Origin of the sequence: Sphingobium sp. B1D7B (assembly GCF_025961965.1) — a bacterium.
Lineage (GTDB): Bacteria > Pseudomonadota > Alphaproteobacteria > Sphingomonadales > Sphingomonadaceae > Sphingobium.
Map to the genome: position 1 here is coordinate 1233227 of NZ_JAOQOR010000001.1, position 22329 is coordinate 1255555.

The following is a 22329-nucleotide window of genomic DNA, read 5'->3' on the forward strand; positions in this document are numbered from 1 at the left end:
ATGATCGCCCGCATCGTCACATGGGCCGTGGAGCAGCGTTGGCTTGTCCTCGCTCTCACCGCCGTTGCCGCCGTCATCGGCGCCTATTCCTTGTCCCGCCTGCCGATCGACGCCGTGCCGGACATCACCAACAATCAGGTGCAGATCAACGTTCGTGCGCCCGCGCTCTCGCCTGAACTGGTCGAGAAGCAGGTGTCGTTTCCGATCGAAACGGCGCTCGCCGGTATTCCGGGTCTTGAGTACACCCGTTCGCTGAGCCGCAATGGCTTTGCCCAGGTCACGGCCGTATTCACCGACGCGACCGACATCTATTTCGCGCGTCAGCAGGTCGGCGAACGCCTTGAAAGCGTGAAAGAGAGCCTGCCCGGCGGTGTCAGCCCTGAAATGGGGCCGATCGCGACGGGGCTTGGCGAGGTCTATATGTGGACGGTTCGGCTCGACCATCGGCCCGACGACAAGCATCGGCCCGGCGAGCCTGGCCAGCAGCCAGACGGCAGCTACATCACGCCCGAAGGGCAACGGCTGACGAGCGAGGCCGATAAGGCCACCTATCTGCGCACCACGCAGGACTGGATCGTCACGCCGCTCCTGAAGAATGTGCCCGGCGTCGCCGGGATCGATTCGATCGGCGGCTACGCCAAACAATATCTCGTCGTTCCCAATGTCCAGAAACTGGCATCAATGGAGCTAACCCTGACCGACCTCGGCACGGCGCTCGAGCGCAACAACTCCAGCGTCGGGGGCGGGTTCGTCAATCGCGGTGGCGAAGGTCTCGCGGTCATATCGGACGCGCTGATCCGCAACGAAGCGGAACTGGCGCGGACAGTCATCGCGATCCGTAAGGGCGTACCGATCACGCTTGACCAGGTCGCCACGGTGCAGACCGGACAGGCGGTTCGGATGGGATCAGCCTCGGAGAACGGCACCGAAGTGGTGGTTGGCACGGCGATCATGCGGATCGGTGAAAACAGTCGCACCGTGGCGACCGCGGTTGCCGACAGGCTGCAGGAGATCAACGCATCCCTGCCCCCCGACGTCGTCATTCAGCCGGTGCTGGATCGGACGGTACTGGTGAACTCGACGATCAAGACGGTCGCAAAGAATCTCAGCGAAGGCGCGCTTCTGGTCATCGTCGTCCTGTTCCTGCTGCTCGGCAACTTCCGGGCGGCCCTGATCGCTGCGCTGGTCATCCCGATCACGATGGTGCTGACCGGTTTCGGAATGCTGCGCGTCGGCGTCTCAGCCAATCTGATGAGCCTGGGCGCGCTCGACTTTGGCCTTATCGTTGATGGCGCCGTCATCATCGTTGAGAATGCGCTCAGGCGTATCGCCGAACAGCAGCATCATGAGGGCCGCCTGCTCACAGTGCAGGAACGGCTCGGCAATGTCGGGAGCGCGGCGCGCGAAATGATCCGTCCCTCTGTGTACGGCCAGGCGATCATCATTCTGGTCTATGTGCCGCTGCTCACGCTCACCGGGGTGGAAGGCAAGACCTTCGTGCCGATGGCGCTCACGGTCATCATCGCGCTCGCCTTCGCCTTCATCCTGTCGTTGACCTTCGTGCCGGCGATGATCGCGATCTGGCTTTCGAAGAAGGTTGAGGAAAAGGATGGCCGGATCATCTCCTGGTTGAAGGCGCGGTACGAACCGGGCCTCGATCGGGCGATGAAGATGCCTTCGTTCACCATCGGAGCGGCGCTTGGAAGCCTTGCGATCGCGGCGGCGGCATTCCTCTCGCTGGGGCAGGTGTTCCTGCCACAGCTCGATGAAGGCGACATCCTGATCCAGGCCCTGCGGATCCCGGCGACATCGGTCCAGCAAAGCCAGGCGATGCAGGTGCCGCTCGAGCAGATGATGTCGCGTCAAAAGGAGGTGAAGTTCGTCTTCTCCAAGACAGGCACGGCGGAACTGGCATCCGACCCGATGCCGCCCAATGCAACGGACATGTTCGTGATCCTCAAGCCACGAGACGAGTGGCCCGATCCCCACCTGACCAAGGCGGCGCTGGTCGAGCGTCTAGAAGGCGAGTTGGGGAAGATTCCCGGAAACGCCTATGAGATCACTCAGCCGATCCAGATGCGCTTCAATGAGCTGATTGCCGGCGTCCGCGGCGATGTCGCGGTCAAGGTTTTCGGTGACGATTTCGCATCGATGAACCGGGTAGCCGAGCAAATCGCTTCGGTTCTGCGAAGGACGGAAGGCGCGACCGACGTAAAGGTCGAGCAGACCACCGGCCTGCCGATGCTCGACATCCGCGTCAATCGCGATGCGATGGCGCGGCTCGGCGTGACGGCGCAGGACGTGCAGGACACCATCACCGCCACGATCGGCGGCCGCACGTCAGGCATGATCTTCGAGGGTGATCGACGCTTCCCGGTGGTCATCCGCCTTTCCGAGGCCCAACGTGCCGACCTTGGCGCACTGGCCCAGATTCAGGTGCCGGTCGCTGGGGGCGCCTATGTCCCCCTGTCGAGCGTGGCGACGATTGCGGTGGTCGACGGGCCAAACCAGATCAGCCGCGAGAACGGCAAACGCCGCGTCGTTGTCCAGGCCAACGTCCGGGGCCGCGATGTGGGCAGTGTCGTTGCAGACGCTCAGGCAGCGATTGCGAACGAGGTGCGCTTGCCTGCGGGCAGTTATCTCGAGTGGGGCGGGCAGTTCGAGAATCTCGCTTCGGCAAGCGAGCGGCTGAAACTTGTCGTGCCGGGCTGCTTCGTCATCATCCTGTTGCTGCTCTACGGTGCGCTCGGCAATGTTCGGGACGCGGCGATCGTTTTCACCGGCGTGCCCTTCGCGCTCGTCGGCGGCGTGTTGCTGCTCTTCCTGCGCGGGATGGACTTCTCGATCTCGGCGGCGGTGGGGTTCATCGCGCTGTCGGGAATCGCGGTGTTGAACGGGCTGGTCATGGTCAGCTCCATTCAGGATCTGATCGGCAAGGGCATGAGCCGCGCCGAGGCAGCACGAACAGGCGCGATCCAACGCCTGCGGCCGGTCGCCATGACTGCGCTGGTCGCAAGCCTGGGTTTTGTGCCCATGGCGTTTGCCAGCGGCTCCGGAGCCGAGGTCCAGAAGCCGCTGGCGACCGTGGTGATCGGCGGCCTGATATCCGCAACGCTGCTGACGCTGTTCGTTCTTCCGACACTCTATGCCCGCTTTGGACAACGCGCTGTCCGGCGGCGCGGTCATCCGATGACCTCGGACAAGCGTCACCCGCTCTTGTCAAAGCCGGTTAGTCAGACGCGCGAATGATGTGCATTTGAGGTGGTCCGAATGGTCATGTGACGCGCCGCAAGGAAGAAATGCCAGGCGGGCCATACCATCGCTGCGAGGCATCCCATGATCACCCATTGCGTGGCCTGGGATGTCGCGGAGCGGCATGCGCTGGCCACTTCCGGGGCGCTCCCGGCGGCGGCCGCGCCGCCGGGGCACGCGCTCGAAAAACTACCTTGCCCAACGGCACCGAAGAGATGAGCTGCCAGCAGATCGATCCCCATGCCGGCGAGCAGCGGGCCGAAACCCATCGCGATCAGACTGAGGCAGAAGCTCGCGATGACCGATGCAGTCGCCCGGCCGTTTGGCCCGACCGTGCTGTGCAGCATGGCGTAGGAAGGCGCGAGATAGGTCGAGTTGACGACGGATGCGAGAAACAGGATCGCCGCGAGGCCCTGCCAGCTGTTTTGCGCATAAGCCGCAACATATAATGGCGCGCTGAGCGCAACGCCGATGGCAGGCACCCACATGATCCAGCGGTCGTCAAAGCGGGATGCCCAATGGACGATGAGCCCGCCTCCCAGCGTCGATATGGCCGATCCGAGCATGAAGGTCAGCGCGATGATCACGCCCAGTTCCGTGTAGCCCAGGTCGAACCGGCGGATCATGTAGGGGCCCATGAAGGTGACATTGGGCGCGCCGACCAGTCCCGCAGCCGTCAGAGCAATGATCACATTCCGGGCAATGGGCGATTTCCATAACGTCATCGCAACTTCGAACAGGGACCCGGCGCTGGGCAACGTCCGCGCGGATGCCCGCTCAAAGCGGCCCCGTTCGGGCTCCTTGATAACCATCCAGGTCAGCAGGGCTACCAGCAGGCCGGGCAGACCCACGATCAGCATCGCGCTGCGCCATCCCCAATGGTCCATGACGAAGCCACCGATCACGACGCCGGCAAACCCGCCCAGCGGTAGGCCCAGCCCGAAGATCGACATCGCACGCGTTCGCGCCTCCGGCGGGAAGAGATCACTGACCAACGAGTGTGAAGCGGGCAGGCAAGCCGCTTCACCGACACCGACACCGGCTCTGAACAGGCAAAGCTGCACGAAACTCGTCGCGAGCCCGCACAGCGCGGTCATGATCGACCAGAAGGCCACGCAGAGGGACAGGATCAACGTCCGGTTTCCCCGGTCGGACAGGCGCGCCATCGGAAAGCCGACGACGACATACAGGAGACTGAAGGCAAAGCCGGTGAGCAGGCCAAGCTGCCAGTCCGCGAGGCGCAACTCTTCCTTGATCGGCTGGGCGAGGATCGAGAGGATGAACCGATCGAGATTGTTGAGCAGATAGACGAGCAGCAGGATGGAGAGCGCGATCCATGATGCACGCGTGGCATCCGGGCGGCTGGTCGGCCCGTTCAGATCGACCGCCTCATCCGCCGCTGATTCGGCTGGCCTGCCAGAGCTCATTGCCTCGTCCCAACTCTTATCCTGATATCTGCCATACCGATGTGTCGCTCAGGCCTTTGGGGGCACACCCTCCATATGGTCCGTTTCCCCATCGAGCTTACCAAGCGCTTTGCGGGAAAAGGCGATGATGTCACCATAACGCTGCTCCCGCACCTTGTTGACCCATTCGGGGTCGCTAATCTGCCCGCGCCCGACAGCGACAAGGTCGAAGTCGCTCCGCTGCAGACCCTGGTCGAGAAGAGCGATGCTCGCCTGTACATCGGAGTGCGATTCCAGGCCCTGAGCCGTTTCCATGATGTCCGTGCTCAGTCCGACGCTGCCCACGGCGATGACCGGGAGTCCGCTCAGTTGCCTGACCCAAGCGGCCAGCGTCTTGTCGCTCTCCGGCCAGGCAGCCTCCCAGAAACGTCGCGTCGACACGTGGAGAATATCGACTCCTGAGTCCCGCAGCAGCGAGACGAATAGCGCCAGCTCCTCTGGCGTCTCGGCGATCCGCGCCTTGAGATCGATCTCCTTCCACTGGGAAAAGCGAAAGGAGATGATGAAATCTTCCCCGCAGGCTGCACGTACGCTTCGCGCAATTTCGGCAGGATAGCGCGCCCGCTCGGGCAGCGACTGGCCACCATAGCGATCCGAGCGGCGGTTGGTTTGCTCCCACAGAAACTGATCGAGAAAATAGCCGTGCGCGCCGTGCAGTTCTATGCCGTCTGCCCCGGCCTTTTGCGCGAGAAGCGCGGAGCGAACGAAGGCCTGTTTGATTTCCTCGAGTTCCTCAAGCGTCGCCGCCCGACCACGCGGTCGGTCCGCCGCCATCAATCCGGATGGGCTGAGTGTCGGCGTGACGACCACCCCGTCTCCCAGGTCCTCATCCTTGCGCACGGCGCCCTCATGCCAGAGTTGCAGGAGAATGTGCCCGCCTGCCGCGCGCACTGCCCCAACGCACTGGCGCCAGGCCTCGAACGTGCCTTCGTCCAACCGGCTGAAAACAGCCGACCGTGTCGCGCTGGGGTGATCGACCGCGACCGACTCCGTGATGATAAGGCCCGCGCCACCCTTCACGCGCCGCACGTAGTAATCGGTGAGCGTATCGGTCGGCGCGCCGTCGACGCTCCATCCGCGTTGCATGCCGGGGAGGACGAAGCGATTGGCGAGTTGCCGCCCTTTCAAAGTGAACTGGTCGAAGAGGAGGGAGGACTGATCCGTCATGCGGTTGCGCCTCGCATCGATGATAGCTGGCCTGCCACGATCAGTAGCGCCATTTGACCGTCGCGCCGAAGGTGCGCGGCGGATTGAGCAGCACCAAGTCGCCATTTGCGGACGGCTGGAAGGCCGCGATCTGCGCCTTGTCCTCGATGTTCCTGACGAACGCCGAGATCTGCCACGCGCGATTGGGGGTTTCGAAGGTCAAGCTCGCATTGGAGCGCAAGTAGCCATCCTGATAGGAGCCGGGGGCGTTGCTGTTGGCCACGAAATGTCCCGTCACATATTTGCTGTCGATGCCGAAGGTCAGGCGGGCGCCGCTGTCGAAATCGAACCGGTGCTCGTAGGCGCCACCTAGCGTGAAATCGGGCGCGGCCTGGATCTGCTTGCCCGACAGGTTGGTCGCGCCAATGATATAGGTATCAAAGCGGGCATGGAGCCAGGTGGCCGCTAGCGACAGGCGACCCGCGGAGGAAACGGCGACCTCGGCCTCCAGCTCGCCGCCGTACATCGATGATTTCTGCGAATTGGTCGTCTGGATGAAGAAGCCGGGAATGGCGGCGTCGCGGATCACCTGCAGCGCCTGGAAATCCTTGTAATCATAATAGAAGACTTCGCCGTTGATCTGGAGGCGGTTGCCGAGCAGGCGGTTCTTCGACCCCAATTGATAGGCAGTAATCGTCTCGGGCCGGTAGGAGCCGGTGAAGCCAGGCAGTTGCGGAACCTGATTGATGCCGCCCGATTTGAAGCCGGTGCTGACCGTCGCGTAGACCAGCGACGTCTCGGCCAGATCGAGCTCTGCCCCGGCTTTCCAGGTCCATTTGCGGGTCCGGAAATTCTGCAGGATCGGCAGTTCGGTGGTGGAGGTCGGCGAGATGGTGCGGACCACACCCGTCGCGGACTTCTCCTCGTCGGTATAGCGCAGCCCGCCGATGACCCGCAGCATGGAGGCGAGGGGCACGGTGACTTCGCCGAACACCGCTTTCGAAGTCGTCACCAGATGCGGATCGCTGGAGAAGTAAGGGATCTCGTCCTGATTGAAGGTCTGTGAGGCCGGCCCGGTCTCGCGTGCGTAAAAGCCGCCGAGGAGCCATTTGAAAGGCGACTGGGCAGGCGATGCGAGGCGCAGCTCCTGCGTGAACAATTTGCTGCGCACACCCTGGATAAAGCCTGAGGACGACGTGCCCAGCACCTGCGTCTGCCGGGCGAGGAAGTCGTTGTCGCGGTAGCCAGTGAGCGAGGTGAGCGTGGCCCAGGGGAGCGTGAGATCAATCTGATTATAGACCGACCAGCTATCGCTATGATTGAAATCCGCGAGGTTGCGTCCGCTCAGCCCGGTATAGGGGCGGAAAGGGCGGCCGGCGCACAAAGCGCTGGTGGTGTTGGGCGGGCAATAGTCCCAACCCGCGCCATCGTTGCTCAGCTTGGAGCGGTCGGCACTGAGGACGATCCTTAGTTGATCGCTGGGCTGGACCAGTAGACGCGCGCGCCCGACCCAATCAGCGGCATTGCTGTACCCATCGGGATAGAAGCCATCGCGCCTGTTCGAGCCGAACGCGAAACGGATCGCGGCCTTTTCACCCATGGGCACGTTCAGCATCGCCTCGGAACCGAAGGTCGCATAATTGCCCGCAGTCAGCGCGATATTTGCCTGCACTTGCCCCAGCACCGGTTCGTTGGTCAGGAAGTTGATCGCGCCGCCATTTGAGTTGCGGCCGTAGAGCGTGCCCTGCGGTCCACGCAGAGACTCCACGCGCGCGATGTCGACCAGAACCGGGGGATAGGCCTGGGGATGGGCCAGAAAGATGCCATCGACCGTATATGCTATGGCGGAATCGACGCCGGCCTGCGTGCTGAACGTGCCAACACCGCGCACGGTGACGATCGGCGTGCTCGTCGCTGTCTGGAATTCCACAGCGGGCAGCCGGCTCTGCAGGTCCGTCAACCCGGTGATGCCGGCCCGCTCGAGGGCGCCGCCGCCGATCACCGACACGGCAACAGGTGCGTTCTGCAACGTCTCTGCCGTCCGACGCGCAGTGACGACAATGTCCTCGATCGTTGCCGATGGTTCGCTCGGTCCCGTCTGCGCCATCCCCGGCGTCGCCACCAAGGCCGTCAGCACGCAAAAACCGGACAGACTGTCAGAGCCCTTCCACATATCCTCGCCCTCTTCATTTCGTTGTTTTGTGGCGAGCAGACTTAATTGGCCGCAGCCAGGCCGTCTTTCCGATTTCCGCAGTGGATTTTTGAAATTTGGAAGTGCGGGTCGGTTCTGAGTCTAGACAGTGCGGCCATATCGCAATTGCCGTGGCGAAACCCCGGCATAGGACCGAAAGCTGGTGCTGAACTGACTGCTGCTGTTGAAGCCACACTCCAGCGCAATGTCGGTGATGGATCTGTCCTGCCAGGCTGGCGATTTGAGGAGCGCCTCTGCTTGTTGGAGCCGGAAATTCCGGATCATCCGGGCGGGTGACTCTTCAACCTGGCAGATGAGGTGCAGGTAGCGCGTGGATATCCCGAGCGCGCGCGCAATATCCGCCGCTGAAAAATCGGGATCGCTGAAGTTTCGTGCGATGATCTCGCGAATGCGCAGCACATCGGCGCTGCGCTTGTGCAAGCCAGGGCTATGGTCATCGGCTTTGACGGGACGCAGAGTATCAAGGAAGCCGTCCACCAGCTTCGTGCTGATCGAAGGAAACTGCGCCAACCCAATGCATGATCGAAGCGCAAACATGATGTCGCGCGCTGCGAGCCCATTGGCATCGGGCAAGACAGTCGCTGCTGTGCTCAGATGAACCGGCTCCGGAACATGGCGCGCGACCATCCAGTGAGGCAGAACGAGTGTAAGATGCCGCGTGTCGCCAAGGCTGATCGTCCTGATTGGATCGTTCGTATTGATGACAACGAGTTTATGTTCAGGGATTTCCTGTATTTGGCCATCGCCTCGGCCGATCCAGGTGGGACGGTTCGCGATGTAGAAGCAGAATTTCGCAGCGCGATTGTCGGAACCGCCGCCGCTTATGACCTCGAAACGCTCGGGCACCAGCCAGTCAAAGAGCTGGATTTCGCTCTGACTGTTCGTGGTCGCGGCCACGATGACAGGCCGATGTGGCGTGCCGACATATGTCGCCGCCTGATACAAGGCAAAGCCACTGTTCCACGACCCATTGATTGGCGAAACTGAAATGTTCTGTGCCATGATGGTATCAAGATGTCATGCGATGCGCATTCCGCATAGTGTCAATGCGTGGGGTCGCTCTTTGCGTGACCTACCCGGCTTGACTGGTCCCCGGTACATGTGACCCCCAGTGGGCCGGTCATAGGAGAACCCTTGGACAGCGCGCCCGCGGGTTGTCCTCAGTTTTAACAGTTCAACATAGCCGACATTTCACCGCGCGAAACGGCCCGTGAGGACCTGCCCTCGTTCATGAAGCTGGCTTGCGCCATGAGCCTGAGATCGGCGGCGGTTAAAATCGAAGCGCACGCTGTCGGTTGCGGTTGCGGTTGCGGTTGCGGTTGCGGTTGCGGTTGCGGTTTCGAGGGGATCCATCTGAGATCGTTTAGCAAGGATTCTTCGGGTGAATCAGGCTGAATCAATCGCGGTATGACGCGGCTTCGGCACGAGGTGGGAGACAGATCGCATTCTGCTCGCGCCCCTTGCCTTATCCTTCTGTCTGACGACGCCAGCTCTTCTCTCTAATGAGCCGCTCATCAGAATTACACGCAATCGGCGTAAAACCGTGCTGCTACATCAGGGTGGGATCTCAAGCGCGCCTTGAGGTGGTTCATGCCGACATCGCGAAAAAGCGGGTTGCTGGGGTCTGAACTCACCCCGCGTTCGACTGCGCGGAGTTCGGGAGGAAGGTCGATTAGGGGGATGCTGCCCTCGTGGCTCGCGCCGAGGAAGAACGGAATGGAATAGCGCGCCGTGCCGGGCTCTGGTGAGGTGGCGCAATGGACGTCTGCGTGGACGAAGCCGTTGGTGGCCAGTTCAAGCAGTTCTCCGGTGTTCACGACGAATGTGCCCGGCACAGGCGGCGCATCGATCCACGATCCGTCCTCAAGCTGGACCTGCAGACCCGGCAGCACGTCTTGCAGCAAGATGGTGATCAGCCCGCCATCCTTATGGGCGCCGACGCCCTGTTTCGACGTAGTTTGATCGCGACCGGGATAGCGCACGATCTTGAGATGCTGGCGTGGGCCCGACTTGTACATGGGCGCAAAGGCATCTTCGTTCTGGCCGAGCGCCAGGGCGATCGCGCGGAGGACTTCGATCCCTACCCGCGTCACCTCCGCCTGATAGGCCAGAATGATGCCGCGCATCTCCGGCAGGGCATCGGGCCACTGGTTGGGCCCAATGGCGCGATGCCAGGCGGGTGTGTCGGGGCCGGTCGGCAGCGGGATTTCCTCGCGGTCGAAATCCACTTGCTCGCGCCAGTCGGGCTTACCGCCTGTCAGTTCCATGCCGGCCCGGCAATAGCCCCGGAAATGCGGCGATCTGATCATTTCAATGGCGAGCTTGTCTTCATCCGGCAATGCGAAGAACTGCTTGGAGACGGCGAGGGCTGCGGCGCACAGTGCGGGGTCGACGCCATGCCCCTTAAGGTAGAAGAAGCCGAAACGGTGCAGAACGCTCCTCAGATGTGCGATCAGCGTCTCACGGTCTCGCGCGCTGCCTTGCAGTCTGGAGATGTCCACGACCGGCAGGGTGTCAGGCAGATCGGCACCCTGTGCGGGTTGATCGTCAACGCCGGCTTTTTCGGCCGCAAGATCTGAAAGAACGTCCAACATCATACTCTCCATTTGTGTCGCCAAGCGTGCAGTCATTGTCCAGGCAGGCAATGATCGCGTTGGCTGATCCATGGTGTTGATTTTGAACGACCGTGTCGGTGGGTAAACCACATTCGTTCCCACCGTCGTTGGGATAAATCCCACCTTTCGAAAACTATGAATCTATATTTCCGGTGATGGAAATATATTCAGAAATAGAAGAGATTTACATCGGATTTGAGCTGCGTCTGAATCTCTTCAATATGGTGACGGAAGAGATTTGGCGCGAGGTAGATCGCCTTGCCACAAGTCGCGCAGCACAGGTCGCGTTTGGGCGTCTCCAGTGGCTGGTGGGCCACAAGGTCTGGCGTCAGGCTGCAACAGGCGCAGCCGCCGGCACTCGAAAATCTTTCGAGCTGATCAATCATATCCTGTGTCCAGCGCGCGTGGCAGAATGGGCAGGTCGCGTGATTATCCATATGTCTTCTTTCCATGGCTATCCCAGGTCTGCGCGACGGGAGATGATGTAGGCTTCGTTCTGGAACCACAGCCCGCCATATTTGCGCAGCGTCTGGCGGGTGGCCTCGAGATAGCGATCGCTGTTCATCGCCACGGACAGCCGGTCGTCTTCGATCTGCGCCACGTAGCTGGCGGCATTCCAGGCCGCGAGCAGCGTGGAGGAGCCGATCGACTGATCGATTTCGGTATCCAGCGTCTGGATGCCATAGCGGAACACCGAGCGCTCATCGGGTAGATCGTGAAGCTGGAATTTGCGCGCGTCACGGCCGAGTTCGGCCTGGACAGCGGCCATCAGTATCTGCCGCTTGTGGACGAAGGGGGTTTCGTCCGGCCAAATGGTCTGAATCAACTCCATGCCCGGATCGTCACCAAAGGAATGCACGCCCATCAGCTGCCCGCTCAGGCGCAACGCGCGGGCGAGCGGCGCGACGATCTTCTCCGCCTTGAAGGACAGCTCTGCCCGCGCGCTATAGGGTTGGGACAGTAGTACGAAGTCGAAATCGGCACTGGCCCGGCCCCGACGTGGAATGACCGCGTCGAGCGCGAACCGATGGTCGCGGCGGTACAGGATGAGGACGGCGGGGACTTCATGCAGCGGGCGCCCTGTGGCGGCACTGCGGCGCACGCGCCAGTTGCGTTCCAGAAATGGCTGAAGCTCGGCGATCGCCTCCTCGAAATCGCCGGCGGTGGTCCCATCGAGCGGCACTTCTTCCCAGACCATCCGGCTGGCGTCCACAGGATTGCGCGGGTTGAGCCAAGGGGCCTCGGTATAGGGCAGGTTGGTGACGACCAGCACCGTCGCCGGATGCTCCTGAAACCTGTCGGGCATTTTCTCCAGCATCAGTCGAACGTTTTCGAGGCTGATTTCCTTCGCGACGATGTAGAAAGGTAGCCAAGCGTAACGGCGGTGCGCGCCGCGCAGAAGTCGGGTAAGTGCGGTTCCATCGCCGGCGCCCCCATCAAACAAGCGGATCGCGGGCGGACGGGGCTGGGCGAGGGCCAATTGCTGCAACGCGCGGTCGGCGATCACCTGCTTTTCCGATGAGGTGTTCACGAACATCAGATATTTCTGGCGGTTGTCGTAGAAGCGGAAGCTGTGCTCGACGCTCATCTCGGCGCGACCGATAATGGCCGATCGCAACGTCGCTGCCGATGGCCCGCCCTGCTCGGCGATGAAGCGGTGGACCCGTTCTACCGTCTGGAGCGTCACGCGGCCGCCCTGCTGCAGGCGGCTGACGAACTTGCCGTCGTTGACAGCCTGCCGCCCGAATGTCGTCTGGGCGATCTTCAGCCGCTTGCAGGCTTCTTCGACCTGAGCCAGTAGGGTCTCGGCATCGGTCATGCCGCTACCATCGCATCTCGGGCACTGGCCAGTCCGTGCCGATGGGCGGCAGGCGCAGCAGGCGGGTCGCAGTGCCGCCGAAAATCAGGCGCTTGTCCGCAAGGCTCAGCCGGTCGCTCCGCAGCAGAAAGTTGAGGCTTTCGGCATAGGTCAGTCCGCGGCGCCGTGGGCGGGCACCGCGGGGAAGATCGGCCGTGCGCAAGCGCGTATAATCGCTGGCCCACATGATCCGCTCCGCGCCGAACGCGGCAATCAACTGGTCGAGCCGCGGCCACAGATCCTCGAACGGGTAAGACTCTTCCGACAGGAGCGGGGCGCCGCAGAGCTTCACGGCAATGTTGGAGTAGCGGGCAAGGTCGAGCAGGTCGGGGAAGGTCGCCCAGGACATCGTCTCGGGCGGCGACACGGGGTGCTGCGCGACGCCGATATGGTCGATGATCAGCGTCAAGGTGGGATGCCGTTCGGCAATCTCCGCCATGCGCGCGCATCCGCCGTGGGTGGAGTTGAAGATGGGCAGGCCGACCTCTTCTGCCGCCGCATAAAGAGTATCGAACTTTCCGGTATCGAACTCTGGGCGCATTTCCGCTGTCGCGAAGTTTCCGACCAATGCGCGCCCTGCCACCATGGCGGGATTGGCTGCGACCTTGCGGACAGCAGGGCCGAAGTCGTCGACGATCGGGAAGAAGGTATGGACCCCCGGGAAGCGCCCAGGGAAGAGGGTGCTGGCGAGTTCGATGAACGCGTCGTCGGTGACGGCGAGCGCCCGGTCGACGCCGATCGCGTCCATCGCTTCGCGCGCGAGTTCGATCTGCATCCTTGTCAACAGGTGCATGTCTGCCCCGTTCAGCCGAACTGCAGGGAAAGGCTCATGGATTTGCGCGTCGATGATTTCGAGCGTGTCGATCGGGGCCATGGCGTCGCGGTCTCCCTCACCGGTCTGATCCTGGGCGCTCATTGCCCGGCCTCCAGGGCCATGCGGTCGACGCTGCGGGCAAATGGCTTGAGGCCCTGCCAGGTGATCAAAAGGGTCAATGGGCCAAGCAGGGCAGTGCTTAGCGAGATGGAGTAGTTGAGCAGTTGCGGATCGCGGAAGAGATAGTCCGTCAGGATCGCGACGAGGAGCGGGCCCACCGCAAAGGCCAGAACATTGGTGCAGAACTGGCTCACCGAACTGACCTGCGCGCGCATGCTGTTGGGCGTGACAAGCTGGAAGGCGGCGATGGCAGGGCCGGCGCCCATAGCGGAAACGAACACGGCGACCGATTGAAGCGTCAGCACTATCCAGGGATTAGGCAGCAACGGCGCGACGATGTAGCAGGGCACGGATACGCACAGGCCGTAGAAGACGATGCGCAGATTAGCGTCGGAGCGCCCCTGCTTCATCCAGCGTTCCGAGACGCGCGCGCCGAGCAGCAGGGCGATGGGCGAGAGGACCATGGCGATCCCGCCCGTGATCATGCCCACATCGGACAGCTCCCAGCCGAATTCGCGGTGGTAGAGCGTTGGCATCCATTGCGAGATCCCCATAACCATCAGCAGCTTCATGGCGAGGCCGCCGATCGCAGCGAGATAGACGCGCCAGTCATCGCGCATGAAGCGGGCGACATCCTTCACCGGGACGCTTTTCAGCTTACGGCCTTTTAGTCCACGCCGCGCCGGCTCCTTGGTGGTCAGCACGACGAGCGCCCAGATGAGGCCCGGCGCGCCGACGATGATGAAGGCCCACTGCCAGGGGCGGATCGTGCCGCCGAAGGGCAGGCTAACCGTCGGGAAGTGTTCGACCATCGCGAGCACCGCGCCGCCCATGAAGAGCGCAAGCCCCGTGCCCACCGTCGCGCCGATGGAAAGCACACCGGTTCCAAAGGCCACCTTTTCCCGTGGGTAGGAGTCCGTCACGATCGACCAGGTCGCCGGGCCATAGCCCGACTCGCCGGCGCCGATGCCCATGCGCGCGAGGAAGAGATGCGTGTAGTTTTGAGCCAGACCGCACAGCATCGTGGCCCCGCTCCAGAAAGCGATGCAGGCGGCGACGATGTTGCGGCGGTTGCGGGTGTCCGCGATGCGGGCGATGGGCAGGCCGGCGATGGCGTATGTCAGCGAAAAGGCCGCGCCCAGCAACAGAGCCGCCTGCGTATCGGAAATACCGAAATCGCGCTGCACGGGCAGGATCAGCAATGCGAGAACCTGACGATCCACGACCGTGAACAGGACGACGACCGTCAGCACGAAGAGCGAATAATGCGCTTGCCCGCGGGTCGGCATGTCCGTGTCATCTGCCGGCGCGCCAAGCTTGGGACCAGCGGTTGCTTGGGAAACGCCAGGATCATGCGCATCGTGATGGACAGTCAAAAATCGTCTCCCAAAGCCGGTTGTTTTCTATCTTCTATCCGCATGTCGATTCAGAATGCAGCGCCGTAGATTTGGCGCGCGTCACGCCATTCGACGGGGCGCACATTGCGGTCCAGCAAGCGGGTGACGGTCATTGCGCCATCCGTCATCCGGTCCAGCGCATCGGCCGGCACGCCATGGTCGGAGAGGCGCATGGGCACGCCGCAATCGCGGCACAATCCTTCGATTAAACGCAGCCCTGCGCGCGCGATCTCGGCCGTCGTTCCGTTGCCATCCGCGCCAGCCGCCATCGCGATGTCGGCATAGCGTGCCTCCGCTGCGGGCAGGTTGAAGGCGAGGACGTGCGGCAGAAGGATGGCGTTCGACACGCCGTGGGCGACATGGAACTCACCGCCGAGCGGATAAGCCAGCGCATGAACGGCGGCCGTGTTCACCGGGCCAAGGCATAGGCCCCCATAGAAGCTGGCCCGCGCCATGTCCGTCCGCGCTTGCACATCGCTGCCATTGCGCACGGCGTTCAGCAAACTGCGGAAGACCAGCCGCACGCCTTCCAAAGCAAAGGTATCGATCACCGGATGGGCAAAGCGGTTGGCATAGGCTTCAATGCAATGAGTCAGCGCGTCCAGCCCGGTTGCGGCGGTGACGGCGGGCGGCATCGACTTCGTGAGCATCGGGTCGATGTAGGCGGCATCTGGCACCAGTTGCTCGCTCACCACGCCCTTCTTGAGCAGGTCATTCTCATCCAGCAGGATGGCAATGGGCGAAACCTCGCTGCCGGTGCCGGCGGTGGTCGGGATGCACGCGAGCCAGCATCTGCGCGGGCCAAACAGGCCGTCGCGCTGAACATCCGCGATCGTCTGGCGGCCATCCAGCAGGGCGGCGGCGAGTTTCGCAAGATCCATCGAGCTGCCGCCGCCGATGCCGATGACGGCATCTGCGGCCCGACTTTGGGCTATGGCCAGCAAGGCCTCGAAGTCGCTTACGGATGGCTCGCTGCCGCTGTCGCACCAGATTTCGGTGCGCAAGCCTTGCGCCCGCAAGGGGCCGGCGACCCGCTCCGCGGCGTCGCGTACCGGTGGCGTCGTCACGATAAGGGCAGACTTCGAGCCGATCTTGAGAAGATCATCGACCAACCGCGCCGACACATCCGGCCCGAAATGGAGGAGCGCCACCTGTTTCATGCTGATCTGCTGGGGACTCATGGTCGGCGCGTTCCTGACGGTGATTTTGCAGGATCGGGATGACATGACCCGCCGGGCGGCACTTACCCTGGTCGGAAGTTGCAGATGCCCGTCGCGGTATGTCTGGCACCCCGCCTGTAGGCCTCCTGCAAACCAGGCGTCGGGCGTAGAAAGGCACAGCGAACTTCCGCGACGGATAAGCGCGGGCCGGTGGCCATGGGCAGTCATGGCCGCTGGCAGCAACGTCGACAGAGAAGATCATGATCACCGAAATCGCACATCTCACCATCGATCCGGCGAAGGCAGAGGCTTTCGAGCTGGCCGTGGCCCAGGCGGCGGCTATTTTGCGGGCCGCCAAGGGCTCACACAGTATGACACTTGAGCGGGTGATCGAAGACCCGGCCCGTTATCGCCTGCGCGTGGAATGGGACAGCGTCGAAGACCATATGGTCGGCTTCCGGGAGTCCGACGGCTTCCACCAGTGGCGGGCGCTCGCCGGCCCTTATTTCGTCGAACCGCCCTTTGTGGAGCATAGCCAGACGGTCGGCCGCTTTTTCTGATCTCGCCGCCGCATACCGCGAGGGGCAGCATCATTTTCCGGCCCGGGCAAGTGGCTCCGGGGAGTGCATCCTAGGTTGCGGTCCTGTCCTCCCCCTTTCAGGCCGCCTTGTTCCGTGCGGACGGCCCACACAGGAAGAAACCATGTCCACTGGCTCAATCACATTCGAAGTCGTGCCCAATTGGGAAAAATGTCCTGCCGGTGATGAATTCAGCCATGAGGACGTAGCCGGCGTCGCTTGCGATTCCCGGGACAGGGTCTTCCTCCACACCCGCAAGGGAGAGCGGGTGATGGTGTATGATTCAGACGGCAACTTCCTCTACAAATGGGGCGATGGCGTGTTCAATCGCGCCCATGGCATCACCATCCATGACGACCTGGTCTACTGCACCGACGATCAGGACAGCGTGGTGCGGGTGTTCGACCTGGAGGGGAATTTCCAGTGGATGCTGGGCGAACCGCGCAAGGTCAGCGATACCGGCTATGGATCGATCAAAGGCCGGAGGCCGCAGATCCATCACAATGAGTATGTGGAGCGCTCTGCGGATGGCTTCAACTGCTGCTGCAATGTGTGCATCGCGCAGAACAAGGACATGTTCGTTGCGGACGGATATGGCAATGCGCGCATCCATCATTTCTCGCCCAAAGGCGAACTGCTCAATAGTTGGGGCGAGGTGGGGACCGGCCCGGGCGAATTTCATCTCCCCCACGGCATCGCGCTCGATCGTCAGGAAAATGTGATCGTCTGCGACCGCGAGAACGACCGCCTGCAGTTCTTCGACCGCTCCGGCAAGTTCATCGCCATCTGGGATGACGTGCTGCGCCCGACGGACGTCGTGGTGGACGACGAGGGGCTGATTTACGTCTCCGAACTCTGGCGGCCGATGGAAGCCGGCCAAGGGTCTTTTACGCATGGCTTTGCGGACAGGGATCTGCCCGGCCGCGTGACGGTGTTTGCGCCGCAGGGCAATATCGTCGCGCGATGGGGCGCCGATTCCAACGCCCGCTCGGCCCCGGGCAACTTTATCGCGCCGCACGCCCTGGCGCTGGATTCGCAAGGCAGCCTCTATGTGGCCGAGGTTTCGGTCTCCTTTGGCTCCGGCTTCAATCGCATCGCGCGCGAGGCGTGCATCGATCACCAGATCCAGAAGTTCCGCAGGGTCGATCGCTGATGGCGCTGCCGCTGCTCGCAAACCTGGTTTGCGGAAGCCCCCATCGCAATCACGACTTTGATTACGCCCGGATCAACCTGGCGCAGGCGCTGTATGATGCCGGCGGCATTCGCACAGATTGCTTCATCGATTATGAGAATGTGGATGCATGGGCGCGCTGCGACATGGTTGTCAGCTACACCTCGCAAGTGCCGGTCTCGGAAGCGGCGTCGAGCGTCATGCGGGCCTTTCTGGAGCGCGGTGGACGCTGGTTCGCGCTCCATGCCAGCAATTCGGTGGGGGACAATCAGATTGTGCCGCAGATCATGGGCACGCGGTTCATAACGCACCCGCCCTTTCAGCGGTTCCGGGTAGACACCGCTCGTCCGGAAGACCCGCTGCTCGAGGGGATTGCGCCCTTCGAGATCGACGACGAGCTCTACTGCGTCGAGACGGTGCGCGATGATATCGAGGTTCTGTTGCAATGCCACTGGGGCGGCGAGGCCTTTGGCGGGCGCATGATGGAAACCAAGAATTGGCCGTTGATGTATCGGCGCCATGTCGGCGAGGGTGGCCTGCTGTATCTGGCTCTGGGGCACGCCAATCGCCCCTATGACAAACCCTTTGCGGATCGGCCCGACCAGCCCGATCATCGCGGCCCTTGGCAGGACCCCGTGTTCAAGACGTTGATCCAGCGCGGCGTGGAGTGGGCCGCGCGGCGGCGTCCTTTCGCCTAGAGCAGAGCCGGTGCTTCAGGCGCCGGGGCCGTTCCGCTCCAGCACATCCTCATCCAAGCTTAGCCCGAGGCCGGGCCGATCGGACAGGATCAGGTCGCCGTCCTCGATCTGCAGCTTCTCCTGGAAGAGCGGTTGCGCCCAGGGGACGAGGCCCACGATCAATCCATTGGGTACGGCGGCAATCGCGTGGCTCAGTGTTTCGGGCGCCAGATGGTTCACGACCGGCAGTCCATAGGCCTGCGCCATATGGGCGACCTTGAGGAAGCCCGTGAGTCCGAGGTCCTGGTCGATCATCACATAATCGCTGCCGCGCTTCTCCATCAGGGCGCGAAATTCGTGGGGGTGCTGGAACACTTCGCCGGCGCAGATCGCCTGCCTCGTGTTGGCCCGCACGAAGGCCATGCCGTCATAATCATGATAGGCGACGGGGTCTTCGATCCAATAGAGATCGTCCGGCTCCGTCTCGCGCGCGAAATGCAGCGCCTGCTTGGCTGTCCACTGAAAATTGCCATCAACGATGATGCGCACGTCCCGCCCGGCGCATGACCGCACGAAGTGGACATGCTCGATTGCCGTCGCCAGCGGGGCGAAGCCGACCGGACATTTGATCGCCCGAAACCCCCGGCCAAGGAGGTCGGCGATGTGGGCGGCGAGCGCGTCCTTGGGCGGCCCGGGCATCAGTCCCCAATTGGCGGACACGGGCAACCGATTGCGAAACCCGCCCATCAGTTTCCAGACCGGCTGACCGACCGCCTTTCCCTTGATGTCCCAAAGGGCGACATCGATTGCGCTGGCGGCGCGCAACTCCAGCCCGCTGACCGGCGCGCCGAGGAGGGGGCGTGTGAGCCGGTCGTGAATGGGTTCGACCTCCGCCTCATGCCCTATGAGGCTCTCGACCATCGCTTCGATCAGCAGAATGAGGGGCTTGAGCGTGCGCGGGTTCACCCGGCTGACAGAGCCGATGCCCTCGATGCCTTGGTCGGTCATCAGGCGCAGCACGATGTGCGTTCCCGCCATCGCGCCTTCGAAATTGACCGTCGCACCCATCACCTTGCCGCCGGTGATCTTCATGCCGCTCTCCCGTTCGACCCCGGCACCGTGCCCAGAGTTCGGGCGCCTGTCTGCATCGCCGATGGGGCGCGGGCAATAAAGAGCCGACTGTCCCGGCCAATCCGCAAGGCAAACTTCCGAAACGGATAAGTGCGCGCAGGCCCACCTCATATGGTTTAGGTCCCGAGTCAAAGAAAAGCGGGGTTCAGGAGGGTGAAATGCGGAAGGCTATTAGCAAGAAGGCGGGGATGATGTTGACCGGCATGTTGCTTGCGACGGTGAGCGCCGGCGCAGCGGCGCAGGCGCAGCAGACGCAAGGCACAACCGATCGGGCCAGCGCGGCGGGGAACGGCCTTCCCGATATCGTCGTGACCGCCACCCGACAGCAGACCAATGTGCAGGATACGCCGATTGCGATCACCGCCGTCACGGGCGACACGCTCGCCACACGCGGTATCCAGTCGGCAGCGGAGATTTCGCAGGTCGTGCCCAACGCCACCTTCTCGCGGGCGCAGGGTGCCTTCGGCCCGGGGGTAACGACCTATATTCGCGGCATCGGTTCGCGCGATACGAGCCTGGCCGGTGAGGCCGCCGTCGCTTTCTATATCGACGACATCTACTATCCGCTTCTGCTCGGCGCCAATTTCGACTTGCTCGATCTGGAGCATGTCGAGGTGTTGCGCGGCCCGCAGGGCACGCTGTTCGGGCGCAACGCGCTCGCCGGTGGCGTCGTTCTCGTCAGCAAGCAGCCCAGCCTCACCGAGGCCTCCGGCTTCGTGGACGTCACGGTCGGCGCCTACAAGCGCCGCGATTTCCGCGCCGGAATCAATCTGCCGATCGTGGCGGACAAGCTCGGCATGTCGCTCTCCGTTCTCTCCAAGAGGCGCGACGGATTTGTGAAGCGGCTCGATTTCCGGTGTCAGATGGAGGCCAATGGCACGCCGCAGCTGGCGGGGCGCATCCCCTATGTCGACCAGACGCTGGCCTCTTCTCCCAACAACCGGCCCGATGATTGTCAGGTCGGGACGCTGGGTGGCGAAGACGTGCGCGCGGTGCGAGGCGCGTTGAAATTCCAGCCGAGCGACGGCATCCGCTTCACTCTGTCCGCCGATTATATCCAGGATCAGTCGGAGAATGTCGCCGATACTCTGATCGCGACTAATGCCTCTCGCGCCGCGACGCGCGCGTCCTGGGTCGGGCAGGCCAACCTGCTGGGCGTGGCCTATGATAACAGGTTTCTGACCGGCAACCGCTTCTCCACTTATGCGACCTATTGCGATCCGGTTGGCGCCGGTACGGTGGTTGCCGGCAGCACCTTCTACAACGGCAATCCCAATCATGGCGGGGTCTGCTACAGCCCGCGCGTGGATGTCGTGAACTGGGGCGTTTCCGGCAAGCTGTCCATCGACCTGACGAGCGATATCGAATTCACCGGCATCCTTGGCTATCGCAATTTCAGCGACACGCATGCGTTCGATACCGATGGCTCGCCGTTGGTGCAGGAACACACGCTGGCGACGATCACCTCCCGATATATCAGTGCGGAAGCCCGGCTTTCCGGGCGCCACCAGTGGCTGGATTGGGTTGCCGGTGTCTTCCTGTTCGATGCCGATGGCCGCAATCGGGCCGTCACCTACTCACCGTGGAACGGTTTCCTCAAATATCAGAACACGACCTACGAGCCCACCAGCAAGGCGGTGTTCGCAAATGTCACTGTGCGTCCGTTCGAGCGCCTGTCCGTCGTGTTGGGCGGCCGCTACTCGAAGGATGCGAAGGACGTGCATTATTCCAATCTGGACGATCGCGATCCGGGCAATCCGAACTTCTCCCAGAACCTGACGTTCAATGTCAAACCCGAGGAGAGCCGCTTCGACTGGAAGGCCGGGCTGACCTATGAACTCAATGCCCAGACCATCGCGTATGTGTCGGCGGCCACCGGCTCGCAAGCCCCTGGCTTCAATGGGCGGCCGCTGCAGCCTTCGCAGAATCAGCAATATCCCGGCGATCGCACGCAGGCCTATGAACTCGGCATCAAGACCGAGTTTCTCGACCGACGGGTGCGCCTGAACGCGGTGGCCTTCTACACCGATTACAAGACGCGCATCTTCGGCCTGAGCGGGCAGGAAGCGCAGATCGGCACCAACGGTGGCCCATTGCCGGGCACACAGATCGTCATTCCTGATGTCGCTAATGGCAATGGCATTACCACCTGTCGCGCCCGCACCCCTGCGGAGGCTGCAGCCGGTCAGGGTGTGCAGTGCATTGGCCGGACGTTCTTCGTGAACCTGCCGGGCAAGGCCAAAGGCTTCGAGCTGGAGCTCGAGGCGAGGCCTGTCGAGGGGCTGCTGATCAATGGGTCGCTGGGCTATTCGCAATTCACCTCGCCCGACCTCAACGCGCCGGGGCGGATAACCAACCGGCTGACCGCCGTTGGCATCGGCATTCCAGAATGGACGGCCAATGCAGGGATCGAATATCGCGTCCCGGTTCCGTCGCTGGCAGGCTCGGTCACGCCGCGGCTGGACTGGTTCTACACAGGCAGCATTCCGTTTGATGCGGTCGATCCCGCCTATTTCCAGAAGGCCTATTCGACCTTCAACGGACGCCTGACGTACCAGAATGACGATCTTGGCCTGTCCGTCTCGCTGGGTGCGACGAACCTCACCAACAAGGCCTATTATCGCAACTACTTCATCTACAGCAGTATCGGTTTCGCCAGCAGCCAAGGCCAGCCTGCCGCGCCGCGGGAGTGGTACCTCAAGGTCAGCAAGACTTTCTAATTCAACGCGCAG

General features: G+C 62.6%; 16 protein-coding genes. 5 read left to right on the forward strand and 11 right to left on the reverse strand.

What is annotated here, in order from left to right; translation table 11 throughout:
* Positions 1-3249: an efflux RND transporter permease subunit gene (locus tag M2336_RS05690; protein WP_264574287.1), complete on the forward strand. Its 3249-nt coding sequence runs from the start codon at positions 1-3 to the stop codon at positions 3247-3249.
* Here M2336_RS05690 and M2336_RS05695 read toward each other — a convergent pair.
* From M2336_RS05695 to M2336_RS05740, 10 genes are all read right to left on the reverse strand, one after another.
* Positions 3234-4679, reverse strand: a complete 1446-nt coding sequence (locus tag M2336_RS05695) for a spinster family MFS transporter (RefSeq protein ID WP_264574288.1) — start codon at positions 4677-4679, stop codon at positions 3234-3236. The genes M2336_RS05690 and M2336_RS05695 overlap by 16 nt on opposite strands.
* Positions 4680-4727: 48 nt before the next feature.
* Entirely contained in the window at positions 4728-5885 is a 1158-nt protein-coding gene (locus M2336_RS05700) for a 12-oxophytodienoate reductase (RefSeq protein ID WP_264574289.1), read from the reverse strand.
* 40 nt (positions 5886-5925) lie between these two features.
* The gene (locus M2336_RS05705; RefSeq protein ID WP_264574290.1) at positions 5926-8037 is read right to left on the reverse strand and encodes a TonB-dependent receptor; all 2112 of its coding nucleotides are present in this window, start codon (positions 8035-8037) and stop codon (positions 5926-5928) included.
* Between the two features lie 120 nt (positions 8038-8157).
* On the reverse strand, positions 8158-9078 hold the full coding sequence (locus tag M2336_RS05710; RefSeq protein ID WP_264574291.1) for a helix-turn-helix transcriptional regulator: 921 nt from the start codon (positions 9076-9078) through the stop codon (positions 8158-8160).
* 518 nt (positions 9079-9596) lie between these two features.
* Positions 9597-10742, reverse strand: a complete 1146-nt coding sequence (locus tag M2336_RS05715) for an isopenicillin N synthase family dioxygenase (protein WP_264592645.1) — start codon at positions 10740-10742, stop codon at positions 9597-9599.
* A gap of 116 nt (positions 10743-10858) precedes the next feature.
* The gene (locus M2336_RS05720; RefSeq protein WP_220128560.1) at positions 10859-11077 is read right to left on the reverse strand and encodes a hypothetical protein; all 219 of its coding nucleotides are present in this window, start codon (positions 11075-11077) and stop codon (positions 10859-10861) included.
* A gap of 68 nt (positions 11078-11145) precedes the next feature.
* Positions 11146-12510 carry a hypothetical protein gene (locus M2336_RS05725; protein WP_264574294.1) on the reverse strand — a complete coding sequence of 455 codons (1365 nt, stop codon included), beginning with the start codon at positions 12508-12510 and terminating at the stop codon, positions 11146-11148.
* A gap of 4 nt (positions 12511-12514) precedes the next feature.
* On the reverse strand, positions 12515-13465 hold the full coding sequence (locus M2336_RS05730) for an amidohydrolase family protein (RefSeq protein WP_264574295.1): 951 nt from the start codon (positions 13463-13465) through the stop codon (positions 12515-12517).
* Positions 13462-14859: a spinster family MFS transporter gene (locus M2336_RS05735; protein ID WP_264574296.1), complete on the reverse strand. Its 1398-nt coding sequence runs from the start codon at positions 14857-14859 to the stop codon at positions 13462-13464. The genes M2336_RS05730 and M2336_RS05735 overlap by 4 nt, the downstream gene beginning before the upstream one ends.
* A 50-nt stretch (positions 14860-14909) precedes the next feature.
* Complete coding sequence (locus M2336_RS05740) at positions 14910-16040, reverse strand: iron-containing alcohol dehydrogenase (protein WP_264592646.1); 1131 nt, start codon at positions 16038-16040, stop codon at positions 14910-14912.
* A 260-nt stretch (positions 16041-16300) separates the two neighbouring features.
* Here M2336_RS05740 and M2336_RS05745 point away from each other — a divergent pair, with 260 nt between their 5' ends.
* From M2336_RS05745 to M2336_RS05755, 3 genes are all read left to right on the forward strand, one after another.
* Positions 16301-16600 carry an antibiotic biosynthesis monooxygenase family protein gene (locus M2336_RS05745; protein ID WP_264574298.1) on the forward strand — a complete coding sequence of 100 codons (300 nt, stop codon included), beginning with the start codon at positions 16301-16303 and terminating at the stop codon, positions 16598-16600.
* Between the two features lie 142 nt (positions 16601-16742).
* Positions 16743-17771, forward strand: coding sequence for a 6-bladed beta-propeller (locus M2336_RS05750; protein ID WP_264574299.1), 1029 nt, complete (start codon positions 16743-16745; stop codon positions 17769-17771).
* On the forward strand, positions 17771-18487 hold the full coding sequence (locus M2336_RS05755; RefSeq protein ID WP_264574300.1) for a ThuA domain-containing protein: 717 nt from the start codon (positions 17771-17773) through the stop codon (positions 18485-18487). The genes M2336_RS05750 and M2336_RS05755 overlap by 1 nt, the downstream gene beginning before the upstream one ends.
* 15 nt (positions 18488-18502) lie before the next feature.
* Here the strand turns inward: M2336_RS05755 and M2336_RS05760 are convergent, their stop codons facing one another.
* Positions 18503-19558, reverse strand: a complete 1056-nt coding sequence (locus M2336_RS05760; protein ID WP_264574301.1) for a mandelate racemase/muconate lactonizing enzyme family protein — start codon at positions 19556-19558, stop codon at positions 18503-18505.
* 197 nt (positions 19559-19755) lie between these two features.
* Between M2336_RS05760 and M2336_RS05765 the strand changes: the two genes are divergently transcribed.
* Complete coding sequence (locus M2336_RS05765; RefSeq protein ID WP_264592647.1) at positions 19756-22317, forward strand: TonB-dependent receptor; 2562 nt, start codon at positions 19756-19758, stop codon at positions 22315-22317.
* The last annotated feature ends 12 nt before the right edge of the window (positions 22318-22329 follow it).

Excerpts from the sequence above, each read along its gene's own strand:
- M2336_RS05690 (WP_264574287.1), top strand. The coding sequence starts at position 1 with ATGATCGCCCGCATCGTCACATGGGCCGTGGAGCAGCGTTGGCTTGTC.
- M2336_RS05695 (WP_264574288.1), bottom strand. The coding sequence starts at position 4,679 with ATGAGCTCTGGCAGGCCAGCCGAATCAGCGGCGGATGAGGCGGTCGAT.
- M2336_RS05700 (WP_264574289.1), bottom strand. The coding sequence starts at position 5,885 with ATGACGGATCAGTCCTCCCTCCTCTTCGACCAGTTCACTTTGAAAGGG.
- M2336_RS05705 (WP_264574290.1), bottom strand. The coding sequence starts at position 8,037 with ATGTGGAAGGGCTCTGACAGTCTGTCCGGTTTTTGCGTGCTGACGGCC.
- M2336_RS05710 (WP_264574291.1), bottom strand. The coding sequence starts at position 9,078 with ATGGCACAGAACATTTCAGTTTCGCCAATCAATGGGTCGTGGAACAGT.
- M2336_RS05715 (WP_264592645.1), bottom strand. The coding sequence starts at position 10,742 with ATGGATCAGCCAACGCGATCATTGCCTGCCTGGACAATGACTGCACGC.
- M2336_RS05720 (WP_220128560.1), bottom strand. The coding sequence starts at position 11,077 with ATGATTGATCAGCTCGAAAGATTTTCGAGTGCCGGCGGCTGCGCCTGT.
- M2336_RS05725 (WP_264574294.1), bottom strand. The coding sequence starts at position 12,510 with ATGACCGATGCCGAGACCCTACTGGCTCAGGTCGAAGAAGCCTGCAAG.
- M2336_RS05730 (WP_264574295.1), bottom strand. The coding sequence starts at position 13,465 with ATGAGCGCCCAGGATCAGACCGGTGAGGGAGACCGCGACGCCATGGCC.
- M2336_RS05740 (WP_264592646.1), bottom strand. The coding sequence starts at position 16,040 with ATGAAACAGGTGGCGCTCCTCCATTTCGGGCCGGATGTGTCGGCGCGG.
- M2336_RS05745 (WP_264574298.1), top strand. The coding sequence starts at position 16,301 with ATGATCACCGAAATCGCACATCTCACCATCGATCCGGCGAAGGCAGAG.
- M2336_RS05750 (WP_264574299.1), top strand. The coding sequence starts at position 16,743 with ATGTCCACTGGCTCAATCACATTCGAAGTCGTGCCCAATTGGGAAAAA.
- M2336_RS05755 (WP_264574300.1), top strand. The coding sequence starts at position 17,771 with ATGGCGCTGCCGCTGCTCGCAAACCTGGTTTGCGGAAGCCCCCATCGC.
- M2336_RS05760 (WP_264574301.1), bottom strand. The coding sequence starts at position 19,558 with ATGAAGATCACCGGCGGCAAGGTGATGGGTGCGACGGTCAATTTCGAA.
- M2336_RS05765 (WP_264592647.1), top strand. The coding sequence starts at position 19,756 with ATGCGGAAGGCTATTAGCAAGAAGGCGGGGATGATGTTGACCGGCATG.